General features: G+C 37.3%; 21 protein-coding genes. 11 read left to right on the top strand and 10 right to left on the bottom strand.

The genetic code is table 11. The annotated features are described in order from the left end of the window. Nucleotides 1-75 precede the first annotated feature (75 nt). Nucleotides 76-918 carry a GLPGLI family protein gene (locus ZA07_RS00485; RefSeq protein WP_053969773.1) on the bottom strand — a complete coding sequence of 281 codons (843 nt, stop codon included), beginning with the start codon at nucleotides 916-918 and terminating at the stop codon, nucleotides 76-78. A 127-nt stretch (nucleotides 919-1,045) separates the two neighbouring features. Between ZA07_RS00485 and ZA07_RS00490 the strand changes: the two genes are divergently transcribed. Genes ZA07_RS00490 through ZA07_RS00505 form a run of 4 tightly spaced genes read left to right on the top strand, consistent with a single transcriptional unit; the run spans nucleotide 1,046 to nucleotide 4,639 of the window. Further along, nucleotides 1,046-2,533, top strand: a complete 1,488-nt coding sequence (locus tag ZA07_RS00490; RefSeq protein ID WP_053969774.1) for a sensor histidine kinase KdpD — start codon at nucleotides 1,046-1,048, stop codon at nucleotides 2,531-2,533. After that, nucleotides 2,526-3,209: a response regulator transcription factor gene (locus tag ZA07_RS00495; RefSeq protein WP_053969775.1), complete on the top strand. Its 684-nt coding sequence runs from the start codon at nucleotides 2,526-2,528 to the stop codon at nucleotides 3,207-3,209. The genes ZA07_RS00490 and ZA07_RS00495 overlap by 8 nt, the downstream gene beginning before the upstream one ends. Before the next feature lie 33 nt (nucleotides 3,210-3,242). After that, a complete protein-coding gene (locus ZA07_RS00500; RefSeq protein ID WP_053969776.1) occupies nucleotides 3,243-4,022 on the top strand; it encodes a hypothetical protein in 780 nt (259 codons plus the stop codon). Between the two features lie 2 nt (nucleotides 4,023-4,024). After that, the gene (locus ZA07_RS00505) at nucleotides 4,025-4,639 is read left to right on the top strand and encodes a deoxynucleoside kinase (RefSeq protein WP_053969777.1); all 615 of its coding nucleotides are present in this window, start codon (nucleotides 4,025-4,027) and stop codon (nucleotides 4,637-4,639) included. Here the strand turns inward: ZA07_RS00505 and ZA07_RS00510 are convergent, their stop codons facing one another. The 3 genes from ZA07_RS00510 to ZA07_RS00520 form a co-directional block, all read right to left on the bottom strand. Then, nucleotides 4,640-5,644, bottom strand: coding sequence for an App1 family protein (locus ZA07_RS00510; protein WP_053969778.1), 1,005 nt, complete (start codon nucleotides 5,642-5,644; stop codon nucleotides 4,640-4,642). Between the two features lie 64 nt (nucleotides 5,645-5,708). Next, nucleotides 5,709-8,102 carry a sodium-translocating pyrophosphatase gene (locus tag ZA07_RS00515; RefSeq protein WP_053969779.1) on the bottom strand — a complete coding sequence of 798 codons (2,394 nt, stop codon included), beginning with the start codon at nucleotides 8,100-8,102 and terminating at the stop codon, nucleotides 5,709-5,711. A 120-nt stretch (nucleotides 8,103-8,222) separates the two neighbouring features. After that, a complete protein-coding gene (locus tag ZA07_RS00520; protein WP_053969780.1) occupies nucleotides 8,223-8,750 on the bottom strand; it encodes an inorganic diphosphatase in 528 nt (175 codons plus the stop codon). A 219-nt stretch (nucleotides 8,751-8,969) separates the two neighbouring features. Here ZA07_RS00520 and ZA07_RS00525 point away from each other — a divergent pair, with 219 nt between their 5' ends. After that, a complete protein-coding gene (locus ZA07_RS00525; protein ID WP_053969781.1) occupies nucleotides 8,970-11,192 on the top strand; it encodes a M1 family metallopeptidase in 2,223 nt (740 codons plus the stop codon). Nucleotides 11,193-11,231: 39 nt separating this feature from the next. Here ZA07_RS00525 and ZA07_RS00530 read toward each other — a convergent pair whose 3' ends face one another. The 5 genes from ZA07_RS00530 to ZA07_RS00550 form a co-directional block, all read right to left on the bottom strand. Then, complete coding sequence (locus ZA07_RS00530) at nucleotides 11,232-11,828, bottom strand: DUF6705 family protein (protein WP_369793474.1); 597 nt, start codon at nucleotides 11,826-11,828, stop codon at nucleotides 11,232-11,234. 40 nt (nucleotides 11,829-11,868) lie between these two features. After that, nucleotides 11,869-12,477, bottom strand: a complete 609-nt coding sequence (locus tag ZA07_RS00535; protein ID WP_053969783.1) for a DUF6705 family protein — start codon at nucleotides 12,475-12,477, stop codon at nucleotides 11,869-11,871. Between the two features lie 38 nt (nucleotides 12,478-12,515). Further along, on the bottom strand, nucleotides 12,516-13,106 hold the full coding sequence (locus ZA07_RS00540; protein WP_157492002.1) for a DUF6705 family protein: 591 nt from the start codon (nucleotides 13,104-13,106) through the stop codon (nucleotides 12,516-12,518). A 219-nt stretch (nucleotides 13,107-13,325) separates the two neighbouring features. Next, on the bottom strand, nucleotides 13,326-15,827 hold the full coding sequence (locus tag ZA07_RS00545; protein ID WP_053969785.1) for a DUF5686 and carboxypeptidase-like regulatory domain-containing protein: 2,502 nt from the start codon (nucleotides 15,825-15,827) through the stop codon (nucleotides 13,326-13,328). A gap of 71 nt (nucleotides 15,828-15,898) precedes the next feature. Continuing rightward, on the bottom strand, nucleotides 15,899-16,906 hold the full coding sequence (locus ZA07_RS00550) for a pyruvate dehydrogenase complex E1 component subunit beta (protein ID WP_255349982.1): 1,008 nt from the start codon (nucleotides 16,904-16,906) through the stop codon (nucleotides 15,899-15,901). 262 nt (nucleotides 16,907-17,168) lie between these two features. On the opposite strand from ZA07_RS00550, the gene ZA07_RS00555 reads away from it, so the two are divergent. The 6 genes from ZA07_RS00555 to ZA07_RS00580 all read left to right on the top strand — a co-directional run bounded on the left by ZA07_RS00555 (nucleotide 17,169) and on the right by ZA07_RS00580 (nucleotide 22,798). Then, nucleotides 17,169-17,915 (top strand): electron transfer flavoprotein subunit beta/FixA family protein, encoded by a 747-nt coding sequence (locus ZA07_RS00555; RefSeq protein ID WP_053969787.1) that lies wholly within the window; start codon nucleotides 17,169-17,171, stop codon nucleotides 17,913-17,915. Nucleotides 17,916-17,940: 25 nt separating this feature from the next. Continuing rightward, nucleotides 17,941-18,900 carry an electron transfer flavoprotein subunit alpha/FixB family protein gene (locus ZA07_RS00560; protein ID WP_053969788.1) on the top strand — a complete coding sequence of 320 codons (960 nt, stop codon included), beginning with the start codon at nucleotides 17,941-17,943 and terminating at the stop codon, nucleotides 18,898-18,900. 121 nt (nucleotides 18,901-19,021) lie between these two features. Beyond that, nucleotides 19,022-19,633: a bifunctional nuclease family protein gene (locus ZA07_RS00565; RefSeq protein WP_053969789.1), complete on the top strand. Its 612-nt coding sequence runs from the start codon at nucleotides 19,022-19,024 to the stop codon at nucleotides 19,631-19,633. Nucleotides 19,634-19,645: 12 nt separating this feature from the next. After that, the gene (locus tag ZA07_RS00570; protein WP_053969790.1) at nucleotides 19,646-21,073 is read left to right on the top strand and encodes a NupC/NupG family nucleoside CNT transporter; all 1,428 of its coding nucleotides are present in this window, start codon (nucleotides 19,646-19,648) and stop codon (nucleotides 21,071-21,073) included. 92 nt (nucleotides 21,074-21,165) lie between these two features. Next, entirely contained in the window at nucleotides 21,166-21,990 is an 825-nt protein-coding gene (locus tag ZA07_RS00575; RefSeq protein WP_053969791.1) for a thymidylate synthase, read from the top strand. A 13-nt stretch (nucleotides 21,991-22,003) separates the two neighbouring features. Next, nucleotides 22,004-22,798 carry a hypothetical protein gene (locus tag ZA07_RS00580; protein ID WP_053969792.1) on the top strand — a complete coding sequence of 265 codons (795 nt, stop codon included), beginning with the start codon at nucleotides 22,004-22,006 and terminating at the stop codon, nucleotides 22,796-22,798. A gap of 69 nt (nucleotides 22,799-22,867) precedes the next feature. Here the strand turns inward: ZA07_RS00580 and ZA07_RS00585 are convergent, their stop codons facing one another. Continuing rightward, complete coding sequence (locus ZA07_RS00585) at nucleotides 22,868-23,170, bottom strand: isoamylase early set domain-containing protein (protein ID WP_053969793.1); 303 nt, start codon at nucleotides 23,168-23,170, stop codon at nucleotides 22,868-22,870. Between the last annotated feature and the right edge of the window lie 12 nt (nucleotides 23,171-23,182).

Genomic DNA, 23,182 nt, shown 5'->3' on the forward strand with positions numbered 1-23,182 from the left:
TTAACTTAAGTTAGCTATAGGACTCATTTAAACCCAAATAGTTAAATCCTCAAATGTTAAAAAAAACTTAAAAAATCAACCCCCAATTCTAATTTCTATGTTGTTCCCATCCTTTTTACGATTATAACTATTGCGCTCTTGAAACTCTTTTAATTTCTCTTCAGCGATGGTTTCAAATTCCTTTTGCGTTACCTCCTTCCCGCTTGTTGGCTCAACAATTTGATCTGCCTTTTTACTATTTAATACAATCTTGGAGCATATTGTGGTTTCCTCCCCATCATTCACTTCCAAGATCAAACCTGGCAATCCAAAGTACAATGCAGGACCACTATTTACCGGGATTTGTGGCGTGTACCAAGCTGTAACAGTAATCGTTTCGGTTTCAGGATTCTTGATTTCAAAATCAGGATCTTCATTTACCTTCATAGTGTCTTCCCTTTTTTCGCGCTCGATTGTTTTGGTAGCCTTAAAACAGGTATAGTCCCCAATATTCTTGGTTTCTTTCTCCAGCTTCCAATCGTGAGGTTCTAGGGCATCCTTAATTAAAAATATTTTCCCCATGAGTTCCGATTGATTCACATAACGGCCTTCTTTTGTATTCTTATAAAGCTCACCATCACCTCCATCGGCTCGAACCATCATAACTTGAGCTCCCGTTGGGTTTGGCAACCCCAAACTTTCTTCCTCTTTATAGATAGAAGCCTCTTGATTGAAAGTCAATTTGTAAGTTTTCTCAAATTGTTTTTTGAGCATTTCCATAAGTTGCGTTCTCATTTCCCCATTCACTTTGGTGCTATCCAACTGAATGTTCAGTTTCCTCTTGGTTTTATAAGTAGCCTCTCCAACAAAATTTTGGGCGGATACCCATGACCCCATTAACAGGAGTCCAAAGACTAAAATTTTACTTATTGATTTCATACTGTTGTTTTTTGATTTGTTATTTGACCATACAAAAATGGGAAAAGCTTAATTTTTAAAAGGTTAACCTGTGTTAACGTGTGTTAACCGATTAGTTTAGTTTCTCATTTCCATCTACTTTTGATTTATGAATCATTCCAAATATCAAATCATTCTTTACGTCATTGTCTTGGTTATAATTAGCACCATAGGCATCCAAGGGTATTGGAATTACAAAAACTACCAAAGCCACAGACGCCAATTGGTAAATGATGTACAAACGAGTCTAGACAAAGCCGTTGACGATTACTACACCCAACTGGCAGAGAAAACAACTTTTGCTTTCTCCTTTGTAAATGATACTATAAGCTACCCAGATCATGAACATTACGAAATTTCCTCAGTTTTAAAACATTTCGATTCCACTAAATCGTTACTGAATTTTTCAAAAGATTCCATCAAGGGAGTGAAAATTTACACGGGGTATAGTGCCGATTCCATTATGGAACTTGCCCAAAGCGATTTAGAGAGAAAAAAGGACTCTTTAATTCAATCTAACATCAAAAACAATGTTCAGTATTTAGACATTAAAAAATTGACTTCCAAGGTGATGATTTCTATCAATTCAGATTCCATTTCGTTAGATAATCTTTCTCATTTGGTAAATAAGGAATTGAGCCGAAAGCAATTGGACATCACCTACCAGCTAAGTTTCAAACCAAAGAATCAAGAAACCAAAAAAGCCCATGTTTGGAATCCCAACACCTTAGAACCGCCTTATCTTGAAACTCAATCAAAATCAAATTTTCTGCCCAAGGGCAGCCAATTGACCATTCAATTTTCTAACATTTCCAGCATTTTGCTGAAAAGAATGGTCTTGGGCATCTTGATATCCTTAACCTTGATTTTGGGTGTTATTGCCTGTCTTTTTTACCTGTTGAAAGTCATTCGCAACCAAAAGCAATTGGCCGAGGTCAAAAATGACTTGATTAGCAACATGACCCATGAATTCAAAACGCCCATCGCCACCATTGGGGTTGCCTTGGAAAGTTTAAAAGATTTCAATGCACTCAGCGACCAAAAACGAACCGAATCGTACCTCAACATTTCCAACCAGCAATTAACTAAATTACATATGATGGTGGAAAAATTGCTGGAAACCGCCACTTTGGACAGTCATGATTTGGAACTCAACCTAGAATCCACCAATATCAATGACCTCCTGTTGCAATTAAAACAGAAACATCAATTACAAACGAACAAAACCATTCATTTTTCACACCCCGATGAACACATTTTCGCTCTTTTGGATGCTTTCCATTTTGAAAATGCCATAAATAATGTTCTTGATAATGCTATTAAATATGGCGGTGACATCATCAAAATGACCCTCAGTAAAGAAAATAAACGGGTTTTAATTTCCATTTCTGATGATGGCAAAGGCATTTCCAAATTGCATAAAGAACATATTTTTGATAAATTTTACCGAGTTCCACAAGGAAACACCCACGATGTTAAAGGCTTTGGAATTGGTCTCTTTTACACCAAAACCATCATTGAAAAACACCATGGAAGCATCTTTTTGGATTCTAACACCAAACAAACCACTTTTACAATAAGCATTCCCCATGGATAAAGATATTCATATACTTTTGGCCGAAGATGAACCCGCTTTAGGGATGATTATCAAGGAGAGCTTGGAAACCAGAAATTTTAAGGTGACCCACTGCCTTGATGGACAGGCTGCCTGGGAAAACTTTCAAAAACAGGAACCCCATTTATTGGTTTTGGACGTCATGATGCCCAAAAAAGATGGCTTTTCGTTGGCTAAGGATATCAGGACAATGAATGACTCCATCCCCATTATCTTTTTGACCGCCAAATCGCAAACACAAGATGTGGTGGAAGGCTTTACCATAGGAGGTAACGACTATCTCAAGAAACCCTTTAGCATGGAGGAACTCATCGTTAGAATAAATAATCTCTTGAATAGAGTTAACTTGCAAAAAAACTCAGAGATTCTGAAAATAGGCCAGTTCACATTTGATTTTCCCAAACAAACTTTGACATTCCAAAACGAAGAACCGCTGCAATTAACACATCGTGAAGCTCATTTATTGCTCCATCTTGTAAAAAACAAAAATCAGGTATTAGATCGCTCTTTAATTCTGAACAAACTTTGGGGCAATGATGATTTTTTCAATGCCCGAAGTATGGATGTATTTATCACCAAATTGAGAAAAAAATTGATTCAGGATAGTAACATTCAAATTATCAATGTCAGAGGATATGGTTACAAATTAGTTTGCTGATTTCTGCTTCAATTTTTGTAATTTCAATCCCGTATGAAATGGATTCAATTTGCCCTCCTACTTTTTCCCTTGTTCCTGATAGGACAAACTTCCATCCGTGGAGAATTGGTTCAAAAAGTGCCATTGGATGTAGATCGCATAGAAGGCGTTGATAATTTTGGGACCTTATATTACACCAAGAATAATATATTTTATAAAAAATCGAATACTTCGGAAATTAATTACAGCAACGTTCAATTAGGTAATGTTACATCCACCAATACCTTCAACCCATTGAAAATGCTTTTATTCTATAAGGATTTCAATACGGTAATCATATTGGATAATCGTTTGGCTGAAATTTTTAAAATTGATTTTAACACCACCAATCCTTATAAAAATGTGAGTCATATTTCCACTGGAAATGACAATACCCTATGGCTTTTTAATATGGACAACCAAAAGTTGGAGCTCTATGATTACAAAACCAAAAAAGTGCGAGCCACAACAGTACCGGTAAGCTCCCAAGTATTGGATATCACAAGTAATTATAATTTTTGTTGGCTCTTGACTCAAAACTTCTTGTACAAATACAATTATTTTGGAAGTATGGTTCAAAAAATACCAAATGACGGCTATTCAAAAATTTCCATGTTCAATGAAACCACCTACCTTCTTAAGGACCAAGCACTGGTTCAATTGGATAAAAATTTTGAAACCTTCACCCCTCTTGTATTGGGCGATTTGTTAATAAATCAGTTTTTTGTAACCAACGAAACCTTGTATATTTACGATTCCAAATTTCTTAACCAAATCCACTTAAAATCTAACTAGAGATGCATATTGCTGTTGCAGGAAACATAGGCGCCGGAAAAACTACCTTAACCAAATTATTAGCCAAACATTTTAAATGGGAAGCCCAACTGGAAGATGTGGTAGACAACCCTTACCTGGATGATTTTTACAATCAAATGGAGCGCTGGAGCTTCAATTTGCAAGTTTACTTTTTGAACAGTCGCTTTAGGCAAGTACTTCAGATTAGAGAAAGTGGTAAAAGCATCATTCAAGACAGAACCATCTATGAGGATGCCTATATTTTTGCGCCCAACCTTCATGCCATGGGATTGATGACCAATAGAGATTTTGAAAACTACCATTCCCTATTTGATTTGATGGAAACGATGGTTCAAGGTCCCGATTTGCTAATCTATTTGAGAAGCACTATCCCTAATTTGGTGGCTCAAATTCATAAACGCGGTAGAGATTATGAAAATTCTATCAGCATTGATTATTTAAGTAGGCTCAATGAGCGTTATGAAGCCTGGATTCATAATTACAACAAAGGTAATCTACTGATTATTGATGTAGACAAGCTAGACTTTGTAGACAACCCAGAAGACTTAGGTAGCATCATCAATAGAATAGACGCCGAAATCAACGGATTATTCTAATCATTTTACAAACCCATTTTCCCTAGCGTGAAGAATAGCTTGTTCACTGTCCTTGACCAGCAAAACAGGCGTTTTGACATAATCTTTTATTAAGCTTTTTACACGCTGTGATTTCTTTTCGTGTATTACAGATCTCAAATAAATGGCTAGGATTCTGCCTGGATGTGATTCAGCTATTTCAATATAAATATCGGGATCATGTTCGCCGCTATCCCCTATTAAGATAAATTTCAGATCGGGATAGGCTTTTAGAATATTGACAATCTCCTTCTGTTTGTGTGGTTTTTCATCCCGTTTTTTAAATCGGAACAATCTAGGGAATGTCCGCAAAACAATAGGGCCTTTTGGAAAATTGTTCTTCTTTAGGAAATACTCCAAATACCTGTATAAATTCCACGGACTGTGGCTTACATAAAAGATGGGATTACTTTTTTTTCCTGTAGGACCGCGATGCAATAAATGATAAAACTCGGGAGCTCCCTTTAAAGGAATCCGGTTCCCAGCATGCTTTAAAAACGTATTGTATAAAACACGCCACTTGAGTTTAGACGCTACTCCCGTATGAATGATGGTATCATCAATATCTGAAACAATCCCAAAATCGGAATCTAGATCCGGCACCAACAACTCTCCTGGAAATCTGTTCTCAGATTGTATGGGATGCTTATGCTGAAAATCGCCGTAAGACACTTCAAATTTCAACCAACATTCCTCATTAGTATAGGCGGTTAAACCCTGAACCCTTTCGTCCAATAGAAAATAACCACCGTCATCTGTTAATACTTCATATACTTTCCCATTTGGCAAACGTATTTTTAACGGCGCTCTTTTAAGCTCATCTGTTTCAAACCGCTTCCAGGAGTTGACCAACAACGTGAAAAAACTTTGATTTTCCAAGTCAATGGATTCGTCCTCAAGCGCTCTTCCCCGAGCATAAAAATGAGAATCTGTTCCATACGTTTGGAAAACAATAATCTGAAGGGGATCTTTTTTGAACCAAGTCATAATATAAAGTAATAAAAAAACCACATCAAATCAGATGTGGTTCTTATATATTTTTAAACTAGGTTTAGTTCACTTCAGTTTCAATTTCAATATTAGAAGCTCCATCCTTCAAGGATTCCAACTTAGCTTGAACTTCTTCTTTTGTGCCACTGATAACACGTTCGTCTACCACTACTTGCCCATTTTCAACGGTGGTTGTCTCAACAATGGCTCTGGCCAAATTATTATCCAAAACAGACATTTCAACTTTCACCTCTTTGGTTATTTGTGGCTTATCCATTTGGGCAACACCTTCTTCAGAATGTCCTCCCAATATTGGAGCTATCACCAAACCTACCAAGCAAGTCAATTTAATCAAAATATTCATGGAAGGTCCAGAAGTATCTTTAAATGGGTCTCCCACAGTATCACCTGTTACAGCTGCTTTATGAGCATCACTTCCCTTATATGTCATTTTCCCATCAATTTCTACCCCGGCCTCAAAGGATTTCTTAGCATTATCCCATGCACCTCCAGCATTATTTTGAAAGATGGCCCACATAACACCACTCACACAAACTCCTGCCATGTAACCTCCCAATGGTTCTGGACCAAAAACAAAGCCAACAATAATAGGTGTAATAATGGTAATTAACCCAGGTAAAATCATTTGTCTTAAAGCCGCTTTGGTTGAGATATCCACACATTTGGCATATTCTGGTTTTCCAGTCCCTTCCATAATCCCTGGAATCTCACGAAACTGTCTTCTCACCTCTTTTACCATTTCCATGGCCGCTTTCCCAACGGATTCCATAGCCAAAGCTGAAAATATAACGGGTATCATACCGCCTACAAATAACATGGCCAATACATCCGCTTTAAAAATATTGATTCCTTCAATTCCAGTAAAGGTCACATAAGCCGCAAACAATGCCAAAGCCGTCAAAGCCGCTGAAGCGATAGCAAATCCTTTTCCAATGGCAGCTGTAGTATTTCCGACAGAATCCAAAATATCAGTACGTTCTCTTACTTCAGGATCCAACTCACTCATTTCTGCTACTCCACCGGCATTATCAGCAATAGGTCCAAAAGCGTCAATCGCCAATTGCATCGCTGTGGTAGCCATCATGGCTGAAGCTGCAATAGCAACTCCATAAAAACCAGCCAATTCATAAGAACCAAAAATTGCTGCAGCAAATAATATCACCGAAAAGAAAGTAGATTTCATCCCTATGGCAAGTCCGGCAATAATATTGGTTGCCGATCCTGTTGAACTATTCTGTACAATACTAAATACGGGTTTTTTACCCAGGGCGGTATAGTGTTCTGTAACTGTTGCTATCAAAGCACCCACACAAAGTCCGATTAGGGTCGCCCAAAACACATTCATTGATGAAATTTGAACCGGATTGGCTTCCCCAAAGAACTTCATATCGATTACAGATGGCAGCATCCATTTAATCAGAAAATAACTAGAAATCAAGGTTAAAATAATTGCCGTCCAGTTTCCAACGTCCAATGCACGTTGTACTTGAGGCTCTTTAGCATCATTACTGGAAACTTTTACCAATAGGGTTCCTATAATAGAAGCAACGATTCCAACTCCAGCAATTACGATTGGCAACAAAATAGGCCCCATATTGCTAAAGTTATCTGCAAAAGGAACTCCTGAGATATCAGCAATATCCCGAATCATATAGTTTCCTAACACCATGGATGCTAAAACTGTTGCCACATAGGAACCAAACAAATCAGCACCCATACCAGCAACATCTCCCACATTATCACCCACATTATCTGCAATGGTTGCCGGGTTTCTTGGATCATCTTCTGGGATTCCAGCCTCTACTTTACCAACCAAATCCGCGCCAACATCAGCCGCTTTGGTATATATACCACCTCCAACACGGGCAAATAAGGCAATAGACTCAGCTCCAAGAGAGAAACCAGCCAAAGCTTCCAAAGCCACGGTCATTTCTTCATAGAAAACACCTTCACCCGTTATAAACATTTTGACAAAAAGGAAGAAGAACAAGCTAAGACCTAATACAGCCAATCCAGCTACTCCCAATCCCATGACGGTTCCACCTCCAAAAGACACTTTTAATGCCTGTGGTAGACTGGTCTTAGCGGCTTCTGCTGTTCTAGCATTGGCCTCGGTAGCAACACGCATACCTATATTACCTGCCAAAGCAGAAAAAATAGCCCCAAAAATAAAGGCTACAATGATGATCCAGTTGGTAGTTGGAACAAAATACGAAATGGCAAACAAGGCAACCGAAGCAATCAACACAAAGACTGCCAATAATTTATACTCGGCATTTAAAAAGGCGAGAGCACCTTCTTTTATTGAAGTTGAAATCTCCTGCATCCTCTCATTTCCCGGCGCTTGCTTTTTCACCCATGCCATTTTTACAAACATGAAAAGCAGGCCAAGAATTGCCAATGCCATTGGCACAAAAATCATATTCTTTTCCATAAAATTGAATTAAAATTAGTAATTGAAATATTGTTGGTTTAAATGTAGGAAAAACAATGATAATAAAAAACCCCTTAATAATATTAAGAGGTTTTTGAGAATTCGTTAATTTAAAATCTTTTAGATTGTGAAATCACCTGTTTCTTTATGGTCACTGTTCTCGTATCTTTCAGAACAATCGTGGTAAATATCCAAAGCTTCTTGGGCATTTCCCCATCCACCAACATCAACTTTCTTTTCTTCCAAATCTTTATAAACTTCAAAGAAGTGTTCGATTTCTTTCAAACGGTGTTGGTTCAATTCACTGATATCACTCTTGCTACTCCAGATAGGGTCTGAAACAGGAACACAAATCAATTTCTCATCTGGCCCTTTTTCATCTGTCATATGGAAAACTCCAATTGGTTTTACCTCCATAACGCACATTGGGAATGTTGGCTGATGTCCCATGATCAATACGTCTAATGGGTCTCCATCTAATGCTAACGTTTCAGGAATGAATCCATAATCTCCGGGGTACATCATTGAAGAAAACAACATACGATCAAATCTAATTTTCTTTAAATCAAAATCGTACTCGTATTTATTTCTACTACCTTTTGGAATTTCTATTAACACATCAAAGGTTAAATCTTTTTTAGCTGTCATTATTTTACTAATTATTGAATGTCGAATTTATAATAATACTGGGCATGCAAAGATATGGAAGCCAAACACTTTGAACAACAAAAAATCAAATACAGTTTGTTAATTAAATATAGTTTTCTTAATAAATCTTAAAATACTCCCAATTAATATTCCATTTCCATACGGTTATTGTACGAAGGAAATTTAGTACCTTAATTGCATCTTTAATTTTTCATCCTCATGAAACGTATCTTTCTTATATTAAACTTATTATTCCTTCCTTTATTAATTAATGCACAAAAGCAACCTTGGCAAGGAAAGTTTGAACCCATTGACAACCTCATCACACCTCCTAGCACCTACAGAACTGCTAGCGGTGCTCCGGGCAGAGATTACTGGCAACAACGCGCCGATTACAACATTAAAGCATCCCTTGACGAAAAAACGAAAGTCTTGTCCGGTGAAGAAACTATTACTTACTACAACAATTCCCCAGACGAATTGACCTATGTATGGATGCAACTTGAGCAGAATGTCAACAAAAAAGAAGGCGAAAGTTTTGGTGATGCCTTTGGTGGTGTTAGGGACTCCATTAGCAGTTTGAACATGCAATACTTAACCCGCGCCATTGAGTTCCCTGCTGGTCACACCATCAAATATGTGAAAAATGCGTCTGGTAAAGACCTTAAAACTTTAGTCAACCAGACCATGATGAAAGTGTTTTTGGATTCGCCTTTAAAATCTGGGGAAACTACCCAATTCCAAATATCTTGGTCCTACCCGATTACAGACCGAAGCATGTTTATGCTTTCCCGTGAAGGTTACGAATATTTCCCAAAAGATGACAACGCTGTATTTCTAATTGCCCACTGGTTTCCTAGGATGTGCGTATATAATGATACCGAAGGTTGGCAAAACAAACAATTTAGAAGACTAGGTGAATTTGCCCTAGAGTTTGGAAATTATGACGTTGAAATTACGGTTCCAGAAGATCATGTGGTCGCCTCGACCGGTTCGCTTCAAAATGAAGACCAAGTGCTTTCCAAGCAACAACGAAAACGTTTGGACGAGGCGAAAAAGTCTTTTGACACTCCAGTCTTGATTATTACTCCAGAAGAAGCCTTAAAAAATGAACAGAGCAAATCCAGTAAGATGAAAACCTGGAAATTTAAGGCTGAAAATGTTCGGGATTTTGCTTGGGCCACCTCCAGAAAATTTATTTGGGATGCACAAGCGCATCAGTTTTCAGACCACGTCACCATGGCTATGTCTTTTTATCCCAATGAGGGACTTCCGGTTTGGGAAGAAGAATCAACCAAAGCCGTAGTTGCTGCTTTGGAAGTTTATTCGGAAGCCACTTTTGAATACCCTTATCCGGTTGCCATTTCGGTAAACACTTCCAATATTGGTATGGAATTCCCCATGATTAGTTTTAATGGTGGTCGTCCAAAAAATGGAAAAATAAGCGATATGGCTAAAGCTGGTATGATTGGAACCATCATTCATGAAGTGGGTCACAATTGGTTCCCCATGATTGTAAGCTCAGATGAGCGCCAATGGATGTGGATGGATGAAGGTCTTAACACCTTTTTACACCAAAGAACGGTTGCTGAAAAATACCCGCAATTTAGCCATACCACTCCCAAATCCATCGTTCCCTTTATGAATGGAAACCAAGATATCATGAGACCTATCATGACCTCTTCAGACAATGAATTGCTGACACAGTTTGGAGCCAATTTTTATCAAAAACCAACGGTTGGATTGCAAATTTTAAGAAACTCGGTCATCGGAAAAGAACTCTTTGACCAGGCTTTTAAAGAGTATGCCAACCGATGGAAATACAAACATCCCAACCCAGCTGATTTATTTAGAACCCTAGAAGATGCTACTGCTACCGATTTGGATTGGTTTTGGCGTGGATGGTTTTTTACTACCGACAAAACCGACATGGAATTAAGTCAGGTAAAATGGTTTAGAGTGGAAGAAAAAGACCAAAACATTGAAGACCAACAAAAAAAGACCAAGATACAGGTAGAAGGACAGGATACCAAAACGGTTGCTACCGATTTCTCTGGCGGACCTGAAATGATTACCATGACCGAAACACCAGATAACAATTACGGTGGTTTTTTATCCCGATTAGATGAAACTCAAATTCGCAACAATCTGTCTGGAAAAAACATTTATGAAGTAACCATTAAAAATGTGGGTGGACTCGTTATGCCAGTAACCATAGAGTGGCAATATACCGATGGAAGCAGCGAAACAGATCGTCTACCAGCTGAAATATGGCGCTATAATGAATATGAGATTACCAAAACCTTTGTCAAGGACAAAGAAGTTAAACAGGTGGTCTTGGATCCTAATTTTGAATTTGCCGATGTGGAAACGGCTAACAACAGTTTCCCTAAAACGGAAGAAGCCTCACAGTTTGACAAGTTTAAGGAGAAAAAGAATTAAAATTAAAGGCAAGGGCAAAAGCTCTTGCCTTTTTTGATTTTACTGTTTAATCAAATAATAATATCCTCTAGGAATGATTCCTTTGAGTGACCCAGGATCTTCTCCCATTTTGGTAATTGTCCCTCCTCTTTTAAAAATTTGAATTGCTTCTTGACCATTTACCTCAGCAGTCCTTAAGTAAAGATTGCTCGATGCTCCATTAGGTTCACTCATGATTAAACTCAGTCTAAAGATATCTGGAGTGAATGCTTCAAATGGACTATGTTGAGTAAAAGGAATGTGATTGCCCTCAATACTATGTTTATAGGGGTCTGGCAACAAGCTATTTAATTTATAAAGCGTATTTGCCAATTCTATACCATTCTCCTTATATGCAAATTCACCAATTAAAAGGTCTTCATAGTAATTACCATTATAAATCATCTCTTTTTTCTCAAATACTATTTTTAAATATTGAGAGCCATTATCTAACATCCATGTTCCTACAAATGGATCAAGCAGTTGGTTGCCGTCTTTATAGTAGGCATTGTCTATACTTTCTTGCCAATCTTCTAGATTGATGATCGGGTTTTGCGACATACATTGAGTTCCCAGTATTACTATACTAAATATTAAAATTTGTTTTATGGCTTTCATAAGTTGTAAAAACGAGACTTTTTAGTATGTCCCTTTTGTTTTACTGTTTAATCATCTCATATTCACCGTAAGGCACCCTATTTTCATCTGGAGCACCTTCATAAGGTAGCATCGAGCTACTACTCTCAAAAATAGTAACCGTCATTTTCTCGGGATTTGAGGAGTTTGTATCATAACGTAATACCATTTTAGTTGTCAAATATTCCCTTTCGGGGTCATTAAAATAAAGCATCACCCTACGCTCATTAGACGAGCAATCATTACACTCCGGATAATTTTCATTAGTAATAATATGGCCACCTCCTATATTTCTTATATCAAAATTATTTGGTGATTGGCTTAAACTAGGTAGAGTATTAATAATTTCAGTTCCATTTTGAGAATAATTATATTCTCCAAAAAGTTCATCAAAATAATATTCCGATCCATCATAAACCATTTCCTTCTTAAGTAACTGTATGGTAAAAGTTGTTCCTCCATTACTATAAACCCAGATGCCAACAAATTTATCAAATTCGTTATTTAGGTCTTTAAAATAAGTGCCTTCACTTTTTCCTTGAATTTGAGAATCCCTTGAAACGATGGGAGTTTGCGCTCTACATGAAGTTAAACCTATTATGCAGGTTATTAAGCACAGAATATTTTTCATCTTTTTAGAAACCAGACTTTTTAGTCTGGCCTTTGGTTTTACTGTTTTATAAAGACATAATTTCCATCTGGAATATCAAGCCTAACAGAGCCATCACCTAAAATGCTATAATCATAAATACAGGCTTCCAGTTTTTCTACCCCATTATCATTTAAGTAACGTAAAATCAACCGACCTTGGGCATATTCATCTGTTGGATGGTGTATTATTAATTCTATTTTAACCTCAGAGGGGTCACTGTTGTCCAGGCAATAATTGGGTAGTTGATGTACATAAATCCCACCACTAATTTTATGAGTATATCCAGAAATACCTACATCCTCGAAATCTATTAAGGTATTTACTTTTTCTATTCCATTTTCAACATATTGGTACTCACCCACCAATAAATCTTCATAATTACTACCGCTATTTAATTGATAATGTATTTCCTTTTTTAACTTTAAAACTATAGAAGTATTACCACTTTGATGTTGCCAGGTTCCTTCAAATTTATCAAATTCATTGTTAACATCTTTCAAATAATAGGTTGGACTGTTTTCAAAATGTTCAACATTATCCAATGGAATTATTTGCGCTCTACATGATAAACAGATTATGATTCCTAAGAACAGAAGTAATATTTTCATAGATAGATTATTCCTCCATTAAATTAAACATCTTTAGTGCTATTAAAAACAGTTCTTAAAGGAATGAGTTCTCTTGACTCGTAAACCATCTAGTTTGGCAAGGGAAAACTATTAGGGAACTTGGCTATTGATTCAAATGTAAGAAAAACAACATGGAAGAAGTTACGGTTTTACCGTAATTATTTAGAAATAAAATACTTACTATTAAAGTAGCACCCCTTAAAAATTAAACCCAAAAGTACCGGTTACCCCAAAATCTCGAGCGTTGGGCGCATCTTTGTAATTTCCTCTAAAGTTAAAGTCGATACGAAATACCCTAAAAATATTACCAACCCCAAAACTGTATTCATAATAAATCTTATCGGTTGGCGCTATCAACGGAATGCCGTTGGGCTCATTCAAGTAAATATTGGCATCTGATATGTCTCCCCAAGCAGCTCTAAACCCAACTATTTCACGTAGATTCAATTTTCTCAAAAACGGAATTCTGGAAAAAATGCGACCGTTAAAGTTGTGCTCAGCATGTAAGGACGCATAAGTATCCGTTACAAACTCGTAAAAGTCTAATTGGGAAAACGTATTATAGATAGAAAAATAGGATTGGTTTCCAGGAATAACACTCAACAATCCTAGAGGCACATCACCAAACGTTTTTCCTGCTTCTAAAGTCGTATTTAACACACCTAGGCCACCAATTCGCCATGGTTGCATATAGGAAAATTGCAGCTTGGTATAGTCAAAATCACTATTGAGCAAGCCTTTATCCCCTCTCGCCACCTGTACAAACAAGCGGGCGAAATAATCATTTACCACATAGCGTTCCACGCCGTAACCCGTCATTCGTCGGTTGGGGTAGTAAGACAAAGACACTGTACTTTCATATTGCTTGACCACATCATTCACCCCATTGGGTGCTTCTGGATCACGATAGGCCAAACTAAAGGTAGGTGAAGCCGATTCTAAAACCCGGTAGTTCCCCGTAATTCTGAATTCTAAGTTTTTTATAGGCTCAAAATCTACAGCCAATCCACCCAATTCTATTTTGGTCAATTTATCATTGGGACTGGTGGTTACCAAAGAGGAAGAAGCCAAACTTCGGCCCAATACGTCCTGTGAAGACGTAAGATTCACCCCTATTTGTTCGACATCCTTTCGGTATCCTCCCGAAATAATCAACCGGTTTTTTTTCTCAATCATGGCTTTGAGAGAAATCCCATATTTGAATTTTTGGTCCTTAAAGCCATAGGCCGCAAAACCTTCAATACGCCACGGATCATGAGGTGTGAAATAAGTTCTTCCCCCCGTACGTATTCTCATGCCTTCTACTTCATTAAACCCGAACGTTGAAAAAATTGGTCCGTAATCCATATTGATTTCATCCAATTCAATGTAGCCCGACGCCAATATTTCACCAATGCTGTAAAGCCGTTTAAACTTCTTGACCGTCCGCAAGGTATCCAACATGGTATAGATCCCTTTTTCATCCTTGTTCAATTCCTCCAAACGGTGCTTTTGCCAGAAAGTAGAGTCCCGTTCAAAGGCTTGGTCATTGGGATTATAGACTTCTTCTTTATAAAAGGATTCGGGCCTTTTAAAATTAAACACATAGTTGTCATACAAGGTGGTTCTTTTACCGTAAACCCCTCGTGCCTTTTCCTTCTTCTGAAACGAAAAATCAGACATGAAATAATCGCGCTTGATCAAAAACACCGAGTCATTCAATACCTCAAAATCCTGCTCAATATAAATATCCTTGACCCAATTGATATTGGCACTTTTTGAGGCGTGCATATTGATATTCTTAATGGCAAACGTGGTATCATTTACCCAAAAATCTCCTTTAAAAGTCAGTTCATTCTTCCGTCTTGGATAATACACGATGTTATAGCACCATTTATTATCTACAAAAGCACTATCAATCAAAACATAATTGTAGGTGTTTATTCCTGTCCTGGAAATGGGACTTACAAAACTCTTGTCAAAGAATTTAAGGTAATTGTCGTAAATGTTATAATCGGAATACAGGTCATCTATGAAATCAATAACAATCTGGTTGTTATCAAATCCAGAGTTTTTATTCCCTTTAAGTTGTTCCTTTTCTTTGTTGGTAGTGTTATCCCCGTAAACCTTGCTAACCGCCTCGTTGATGAACATAGGGAGATAGGTCTTCCCAGTTACCGAAGACGTGTCTGTTTGTTCAAAAACAAATTCCATGCCTTTGAAGAGTTTACTTTTCATCAAGGCACTATCAATGGTGTTTAGGTCAAATTCAATCTTTTCATACTTATCGTATTCATATTGCTTGAATTGTTTGAGTCCATTGAAACGCTTTCTAGCCCAAATTTTCTTCAATATGGCAATGGCAGGATTCTCTTCTTCCTTTTTGGATTGCTTCCCTGTATAAATAACGACCTCGTTAAGAGCTGCCGCCTCTTCAATTAAGGTAAACTTCAGATTGTAGTTGACTTTTTTTTCTAAAGGTAATTCGATGGTTTCATAGCCCACAAAGCTAACCACTAATGTTTCCCAGGTGTTATCGGATTGCAGATAAAACTTCCCATTCTCATCGGTTATGGTTCCTTCTGATGACGATTTAAAGAACACATTGGCATAAGCAATAGGCTCATCTTTTTCATCCATAACATAACCGCTAACTTTGGATTGGGCAAATCCGAAAGTTATTCCAAGTAGGCATAAAAAAGCAAGTAGATTGTATTTCATGTATTTACAAAAAAAACTTCATCAACAAAAAATGCTAATGAAGTTTAAATAACGTAAAAAATATTGATATGTTACTTATACATCACCTTCTTTACGGCCTTAACCACATCGTTGCTGTTTGGCAACCATGCTTCCAATAGTACTGGCGAGTAAGGAGCTGGTGTATCTGCTGTGTTTAATTTAACGATTGGTGCATCCAAATAATCAAAGGCTTGTGATTGCACTTGGTAGGTAATCTCTGTCGCTACGTTACCAAATGGCCAGGCCTCTTCCAAAATAACTAAACGGTTGGTTTTCTTAACAGAATTCAAAATGGTCTCATGATCCATAGGGCGAACGGTTCTCAAGTCGATAATCTCACAGGAAATCCCTTCCTTTTCTAATTCTTCAGCTGCCTTGAAAGCCTCTTTGATAATCTTACCAAAAGATACTATGGTGACATCGGTTCCTTCACGCTTAATATCGGCAACACCAATTGGAATTAGGTATTCCCCTTCTGGCACTTCCCCTTTATCACCATACATTTGTTCACTTTCCATGAAGATTACTGGATCATCATCGCGAATGGCAGATTTCAATAATCCTTTAGCATCATATGGATTGGAAGGTACAATGACTTTTAATCCTGGCGTGTTTGCATACCAGCTTTCAAACGCTTGGGAGTGAGTTGCTGCCAATTGACCTGCAGAGGCCGTTGGACCACGGAATACAATAGGACATTTAAATTGGCCACCAGACATTTGACGAATTTTAGCCGCGTTGTTTATAATTTGATCAATTCCAACTAAAGAGAAGTTAAAGGTCATAAATTCGATTATCGGCCTACAACCAGTCATAGTCGATCCCACACCTACTCCAGCAAAACCTAACTCGGCAATCGGGGTATCAATAACACGCTTGGGACCAAATTCATCCAACATACCTTTGGAAGCCTTATAGGCTCCATTATATTCTGCTACTTCCTCACCCATTAGGTAAATGCTTTCGTCACGACGCATTTCCTCGCTCATGGCTTCGCAGACAGCTTCTCTAAATTGAATTGTTTTCATTGATATCTTAACTTTAAAATCGGATAGCAAAAATAATAATAAATCAGAAAATAAAAGGCTTAAAAAGGTGATTTGTTCCCTTATCAAGGCAATTCCGATCCTGAAAAATTAAAATGTACCAATACTTAGATTATTCCTAAAAAAACCCTTTTTCAATTCAGTATTCTGTTAAAAAAGGAAGGTTTTTTCTTAAAATCTCAAATTTTGCTATGCATGCATAGCAAATATTCAAATGAAATTATTTAACTTCGTGGCCACTTTAAAGTACAATCAAAACAATTAAACTGAAGATATGAAAATATTAGTATGTATTAGTCACGTTCCTGATACGACCTCTAAAATTAATTTTACGGATGGTGACACCAAGTTTGACACCAATGGGGTTCAATTTGTCATCAATCCAAATGATGAATTTGGTTTAACCAGAGCAATGTGGTTTAAAGAAAAACAAGGTGCTTCTGTTGACGTTGTTAATGTAGGAGGACCAGAAACCGAACCAACTTTAAGAAAAGCTTTGGCTATTGGTGCAGATACGGCTATTAGAGTTAACACAGAAGCTAAAGATGGCTTTCAAGTAGCCAAAAACCTAGCTCAAGTAGTTTCTAATGGCGGATATGATTTAGTCATTGCTGGTCGTGAATCCATTGATTACAATGGAGGGATGGTTCCAGGTATGTTAGCTGCGCTTTTAGATGCCAATTTTGTAAACAATTGTATCAGTTTAGAAATAGATGGGAATGCGGTTAAAGCCGTAAGAGAAATTGACGGTGGTAAAGAATCTGTTAGTACCACTTTACCTTTGGTTATTGGAGGCCAAAAAGGATTGGTAGAAGAAAGTGATTTAAGAATTCCAAATATGAGAGGAATCATGACAGCACGTTCCAAGCCATTGAGCGTAGTTGATGCCGTAGATGCTTCAGCTGAAACTGCTTCAGTTTCATTTGAAAAACCAGCTCCTAAAGGACAAGTGAAACTTGTTTCTGCAGATAATGTCGGGGAATTGGTTGAATTACTTCACAACGACGCTAAAGTTATTTAATAACCCAAAAAGAAAAATTCAAAACATGTCAGTTTTAGTATATACCGAATCAGATAAAGGAACCTTTAAGAAAATAGCATTGGAAGTTGCTTCTTATGCCAAAACAGTTGCAGACCAGTTAGGTACTACCGTAACTGCTGTTACCATCAATGCAGATGACACCTCTATTTTAGGAAACTATGGTGTGGATAAGGTTTTACAAGTAACAAATAATGCCCTTGATACATTTAATGCCAAAGCTTACGCTAGTGTCATTGCCCAGGCTGCTGAAAATGAAAGCTCCAAAGTAGTGATTGTAAGCTCAAGTGCCGATAGTAAATATTTGGCTCCCATTTTATCCATCAACTTGAATGCGGGTTATGTGCCAAATGTTGTAGCTGCCCCTTCAAGCACAGAACCCTTTACCGTTAAAAGAAACACCTTTACAAACAAAGCATTCGCCAATACAGCTATTGAAACGGAAGTCAAATTAATAGGACTTTCAAAAAATGCCTTTGGTTTAAAAGAAAATTCAGCCAGCGCTAAAGCCGAAGCGTTTTCTCCGTCTATTCCTGAATTAGGAATCACCGTAGAATCTGTTGATAAAGTAACTGGCAAAGTAACGATTGCCGATGCTGAAATCGTTGTGTCTGGCGGACGCGGTCTTAAAGGACCTGAAAACTGGGGTATGATTGAAGAACTAGCCGATGTTTTAGGTGCGGCCACTGCCTGCTCCAAGCCCGTTAGTGATTTAGGGTGGAGACCACATAGCGAACACGTAGGACAAACTGGAAAACCCGTTGCGGCCAATCTGTATATTGCCGTTGGTATTTCGGGAGCTATTCAACACTTAGCTGGAATTAATGCCTCTAAAGTGAAGGTGGTTATCAATACAGATCCAGAAGCTCCTTTCTTTAAAGCAGCAGACTATGGGATTGTAGGGGATGCCTTTGAAGTGGTTCCTCAATTAATAGAGAAATTAAAGGAGTTTAAAGCTCAGCAATAAAATATTTTTATTAAATTGTAAAGTCTAAAAGGACTGTTTGAATTTGGTCTAAAATCGAAATCTATTCTTTTGGTTTGGTAAAGTCCTAATTTAAACAGTTCTTTGTGTTTTTGAATGATTTATGAGTTTAGTTAGACTTAACATTAAAGGAATTTCTTACAGCCAGACTCAAAATGGCGCTTACGCACTGATATTAAACGAAGTAGACGGCGATAGAAAGTTACCCATAGTTATTGGGGCTTTTGAGGCTCAATCCATTGCCATTGCCCTAGAAAAAGAAATTCGTCCGCCTAGACCTTTAACTCATGATCTTTTCAAGAATTTTGCAGACCGATTTGATGTGGTAGTCAAACAGGTCATCATTCACAAATTGGTTGATGGTGTTTTCTATTCTAGTCTTATTTGTGAGCGTGATGGCATTGAAGAAATCATCGATGCCAGAACTAGTGATGCTATTGCTTTAGCCTTAAGGTTTGATGCCCCAATCTTCACGTACAAAAATATTTTGGACAAAGCAGGGATCTATCTAAAAATCAATCCAGACTCTCCAGATGAATCCGAAGACAGCGTATTGGTAGATGACATGATAGCTGAAGAAATTGAATCAGATTCACAAACCAACTACAAAAACAAATCCCTAACAGAACTCCACACCTTGCTGGACGAGGCTGTAGCCAATGAAGATTATGAAAAGGCAGCCAAAATCAGGGATGAAATTTCCAAAAGAAACTAAACCACACTACATATGAAGAAACTTTTTGTTCTGTTATTGGTTCTTTTTACAACCGTTGCGTTTTCACAAGATTCTACCACGACCATTGAAAGTATCACCCAGCAGACAACTAGTAACCCCATCATAAGTAGTGCGGGATTTTCCATAAACAGTCTTTTAAGAGGCGCCTTAGGAATGGTGGTTCTTCTAGCCATTGCCTTTCTATTAAGTAAAAACAGAAAAGCTATCAATTGGCGAACTGTAGGCTTTGGACTTTTGGCTCAATTGCTGTTAGCCATTGGCGTTTTAAAAATACCCTTTGTACAATCTGTTTTTGAATGGGTTGGTGGTCTTTTTGTTGCTATTTTAGATTTCACGCTCGCAGGAACTGAATTCCTGTTCAAATCCTTTATCACCAATAAAATAGAAGATTCCTTAACCACCTTTGCCGTTTCTATATTACCTACAATTATCTTTTTCTCGGCCTTAACCTCGGTATTGTTTTATTTGGGCATCATTCAAAAGGTTGTGAAAGGTTTGGCTTGGTTACTTACCAAGGTACTTCAAATATCAGGAGCTGAAAGTTTAAGTGTCGCCGGTAATATTTTCTTAGGACAAACAGAATCACCTCTTATGATCAAGGCCTATTTGGAGAAAATGACTCGTTCTGAAATATTATTAGTTATGATAGGTGGGATGGCTACCGTAGCCGGTGGTGTTTTAGCGGCCTACATCAGATTCCTTGGAGCTGGTGACCCTGCTATGGAGCTATTTTATGCCAAACATTTATTAGCCGCGTCCGTCATGGCTGCACCAGGAGCTGTAGTCATTTCAAAAATACTATATCCACAAACCGAAGCTATTGATTCAGAAATCAATGTGACTCACGATCAAATAGGCTCCAATATTTTAGATGCCATTGCCAATGGTACTTCCGAAGGACTCAAATTGGCAGTTAATGTTGGGGCGATGCTATTGGTTTTCTTAGCCTTTATAGCCATGATCAATGGTATTTTAGGTTGGTTTGGAGATGTCACTACCCTAAACACCTTGGTAGCTGATAATACCATCTATGAAAAATTATCCCTTGAATTCCTTCTCGGTTACCTTTTGGCGCCCATTATGTGGTTGATTGGGGTAGCACAAGAAGATATGGCTCTAATGGGACAACTTCTGGGGATTAAATTGGTTGCTAGCGAATTTGTTGGTTATATCCAACTCGCAGAATTGAAGGACATCGGGAATTTGCTTCATTTAAAATATGAGAAATCGGTCATCATGGCCACCTACATGCTTTGTGGCTTTGCCAATTTTGCCTCCATCGGAATCCAAATTGGGGGTATTGGATCTTTAGCTCCAGGGAAAAGGAAAACCTTATCTGAATTCGGAATTAAAGCCTTAATTGGAGGAACAGTAGCCTCACTTCTTTCAGCTACTATTGCTGGAATGATTATCGGATAATTTCGTTAATAACTTTTCATATCTAATTAAAAATATGCGATGTTTCTACTTGGTCTTTTTTCTATTTTTATCCAGATAGAATTGAGAGACTTATGAAGCAATATTTAGACCTCGTCAAACATGTTTTAGAAAACGGGAACGAAAAGGGAGACCGCACAGGTACTGGAACCAAAAGTGTTTTTGGATATCAAATGCGGTTTGATTTGAATGAAGGGTTCCCAATGGTGACCACCAAAAAACTGCATTTAAAATCCATCATATATGAATTGTTATGGTTTTTAAAAGGTGACACCAACATTGAATACCTTACAGAAAATGGCGTGCGAATTTGGAACGAATGGGCTGATGAAAATGGTGATTTGGGTCCCGTTTACGGACATCAATGGCGTAATTGGAACAGTGATGAAATTGACCAAATCAAAGAAGTCATCGAAACCCTAAAGACCAATCCAAACAGTCGACGTATGTTGGTTTCGGCATGGAACCCTTCAGTACTTCCAGACACCTCTAAAAGTTTCGCTGAAAATGTTGCTAACGGAAAGGCAGCCTTACCTCCGTGTCATGCCTTTTTTCAATTCTATGTAGCAGACGGCAAATTATCTTGTCAGTTATACCAACGAAGTGCAGACATCTTTCTAGGAGTCCCTTTCAATATTGCATCTTATGCCTTGTTTACATTGATGATGGCACAAGTTTGCGGATACCAACCAGGAGAATTCATTCATACCTTTGGTGATGCTCATATTTACAGCAATCATTACGAACAATTGGAGCTTCAATTATCAAGAGACCCTAGACCATTACCAAAAATGATTTTGAACCCAGAAATCACAGATATTTTTGATTTCACTTTTGAAGACTTTACCCTAGTGGATTATGATCCACACCCACATATAAAAGGTGTTGTAGCAGTGTAAAAAGCTTATTTAAATGAAATCTCTTTTATTATTATCATTATTATTTCCTTTATTATCATTTTCACAATTAAATCCTTCCAAAGGATATCCCACTTTCAATGGTGGTTCAGAATCAGATTCTCCATATGATAAAATGGAGTTTATTCGATTTAAAACTCAAGATTTTATTCAGGATAATGTTGATTCTGAATTTATTCAAAAATACTTTAAAGTTAATGACTCCATAGAATTTGATCTAAGTTATCTCATAGATTCAAATGGAACCGTTAAGGAGAATGATATTACGGTATACACTAATATTGATTTTTTTAATGAGAAGATCAAATCAACCTTAAAATCTTTACCTACTTTTACTCCAGCAATTTCGTCATACAACCAAAAAACTTATGACTTCAAAGTAGAATTTAGACCAGAATTTACCATAGACTCAAATTATAAGTTCGTTCCTATCTATCGCAAATTAACAAAACATCATGCTGAATTCCCTATTGATCCAAAAGAAGCTGAATACGTAAAAAATATTGAACCTATTCGAGGGAAAAATTATAGAGGAATCATAACTGTGATAATATATTTTTCAACGGATGACAAGAAAAATCATTTCAATGTACGCGCTTATTCAGAAAGTGAATTATTTTCACAAAGAGCCATCAAAGAATTCAAGGACAACAAACTAATGTTTAGAAATGGTAATTTACAATTAAGAAAAAACACAAATTACCAACTTCAGATATCAATGCGTCTATTCGAAAGCAGAAAGGCATATGAAGAATTTATAAAAACAGGAACTATTACAGTAAAATACTAAAGTAATAAAAACAAAAAACGCTCCCAAAACCAATTGAGAGCGTTTTTTCACACAAACTAATTTAACTAATTATAAATTTAAAACACTATTATCAGATCCTGCATAGTCACTCCATGCATAAGCATCCGCTTGATCATCATTCAACCAAGCTTCGCCATCGACAACATATTTAAATTCGTACGTTTTTTCGGTTTCCAAATCAACGGTTCCTTTAAAAGTCCCGTTTTTTAACTTCTTAAGTTTTACAGCTTTCTTCTCCTTCCAATCGTTAAAAGTTCCTAGAACTTCCACCTTTTTAGCCTCGTCTGCAGGTACTGAAAAAGTTACCTTACAAAGAGGCTTGCTTTTTAAGTATTGTTTTTTAATAGCCATAATCCAAGTGTT

The organism is Mangrovimonas sp. ST2L15 (genome assembly GCF_001280515.1).
GTDB lineage: Bacteria > Bacteroidota > Bacteroidia > Flavobacteriales > Flavobacteriaceae > Mangrovimonas > Mangrovimonas futianensis.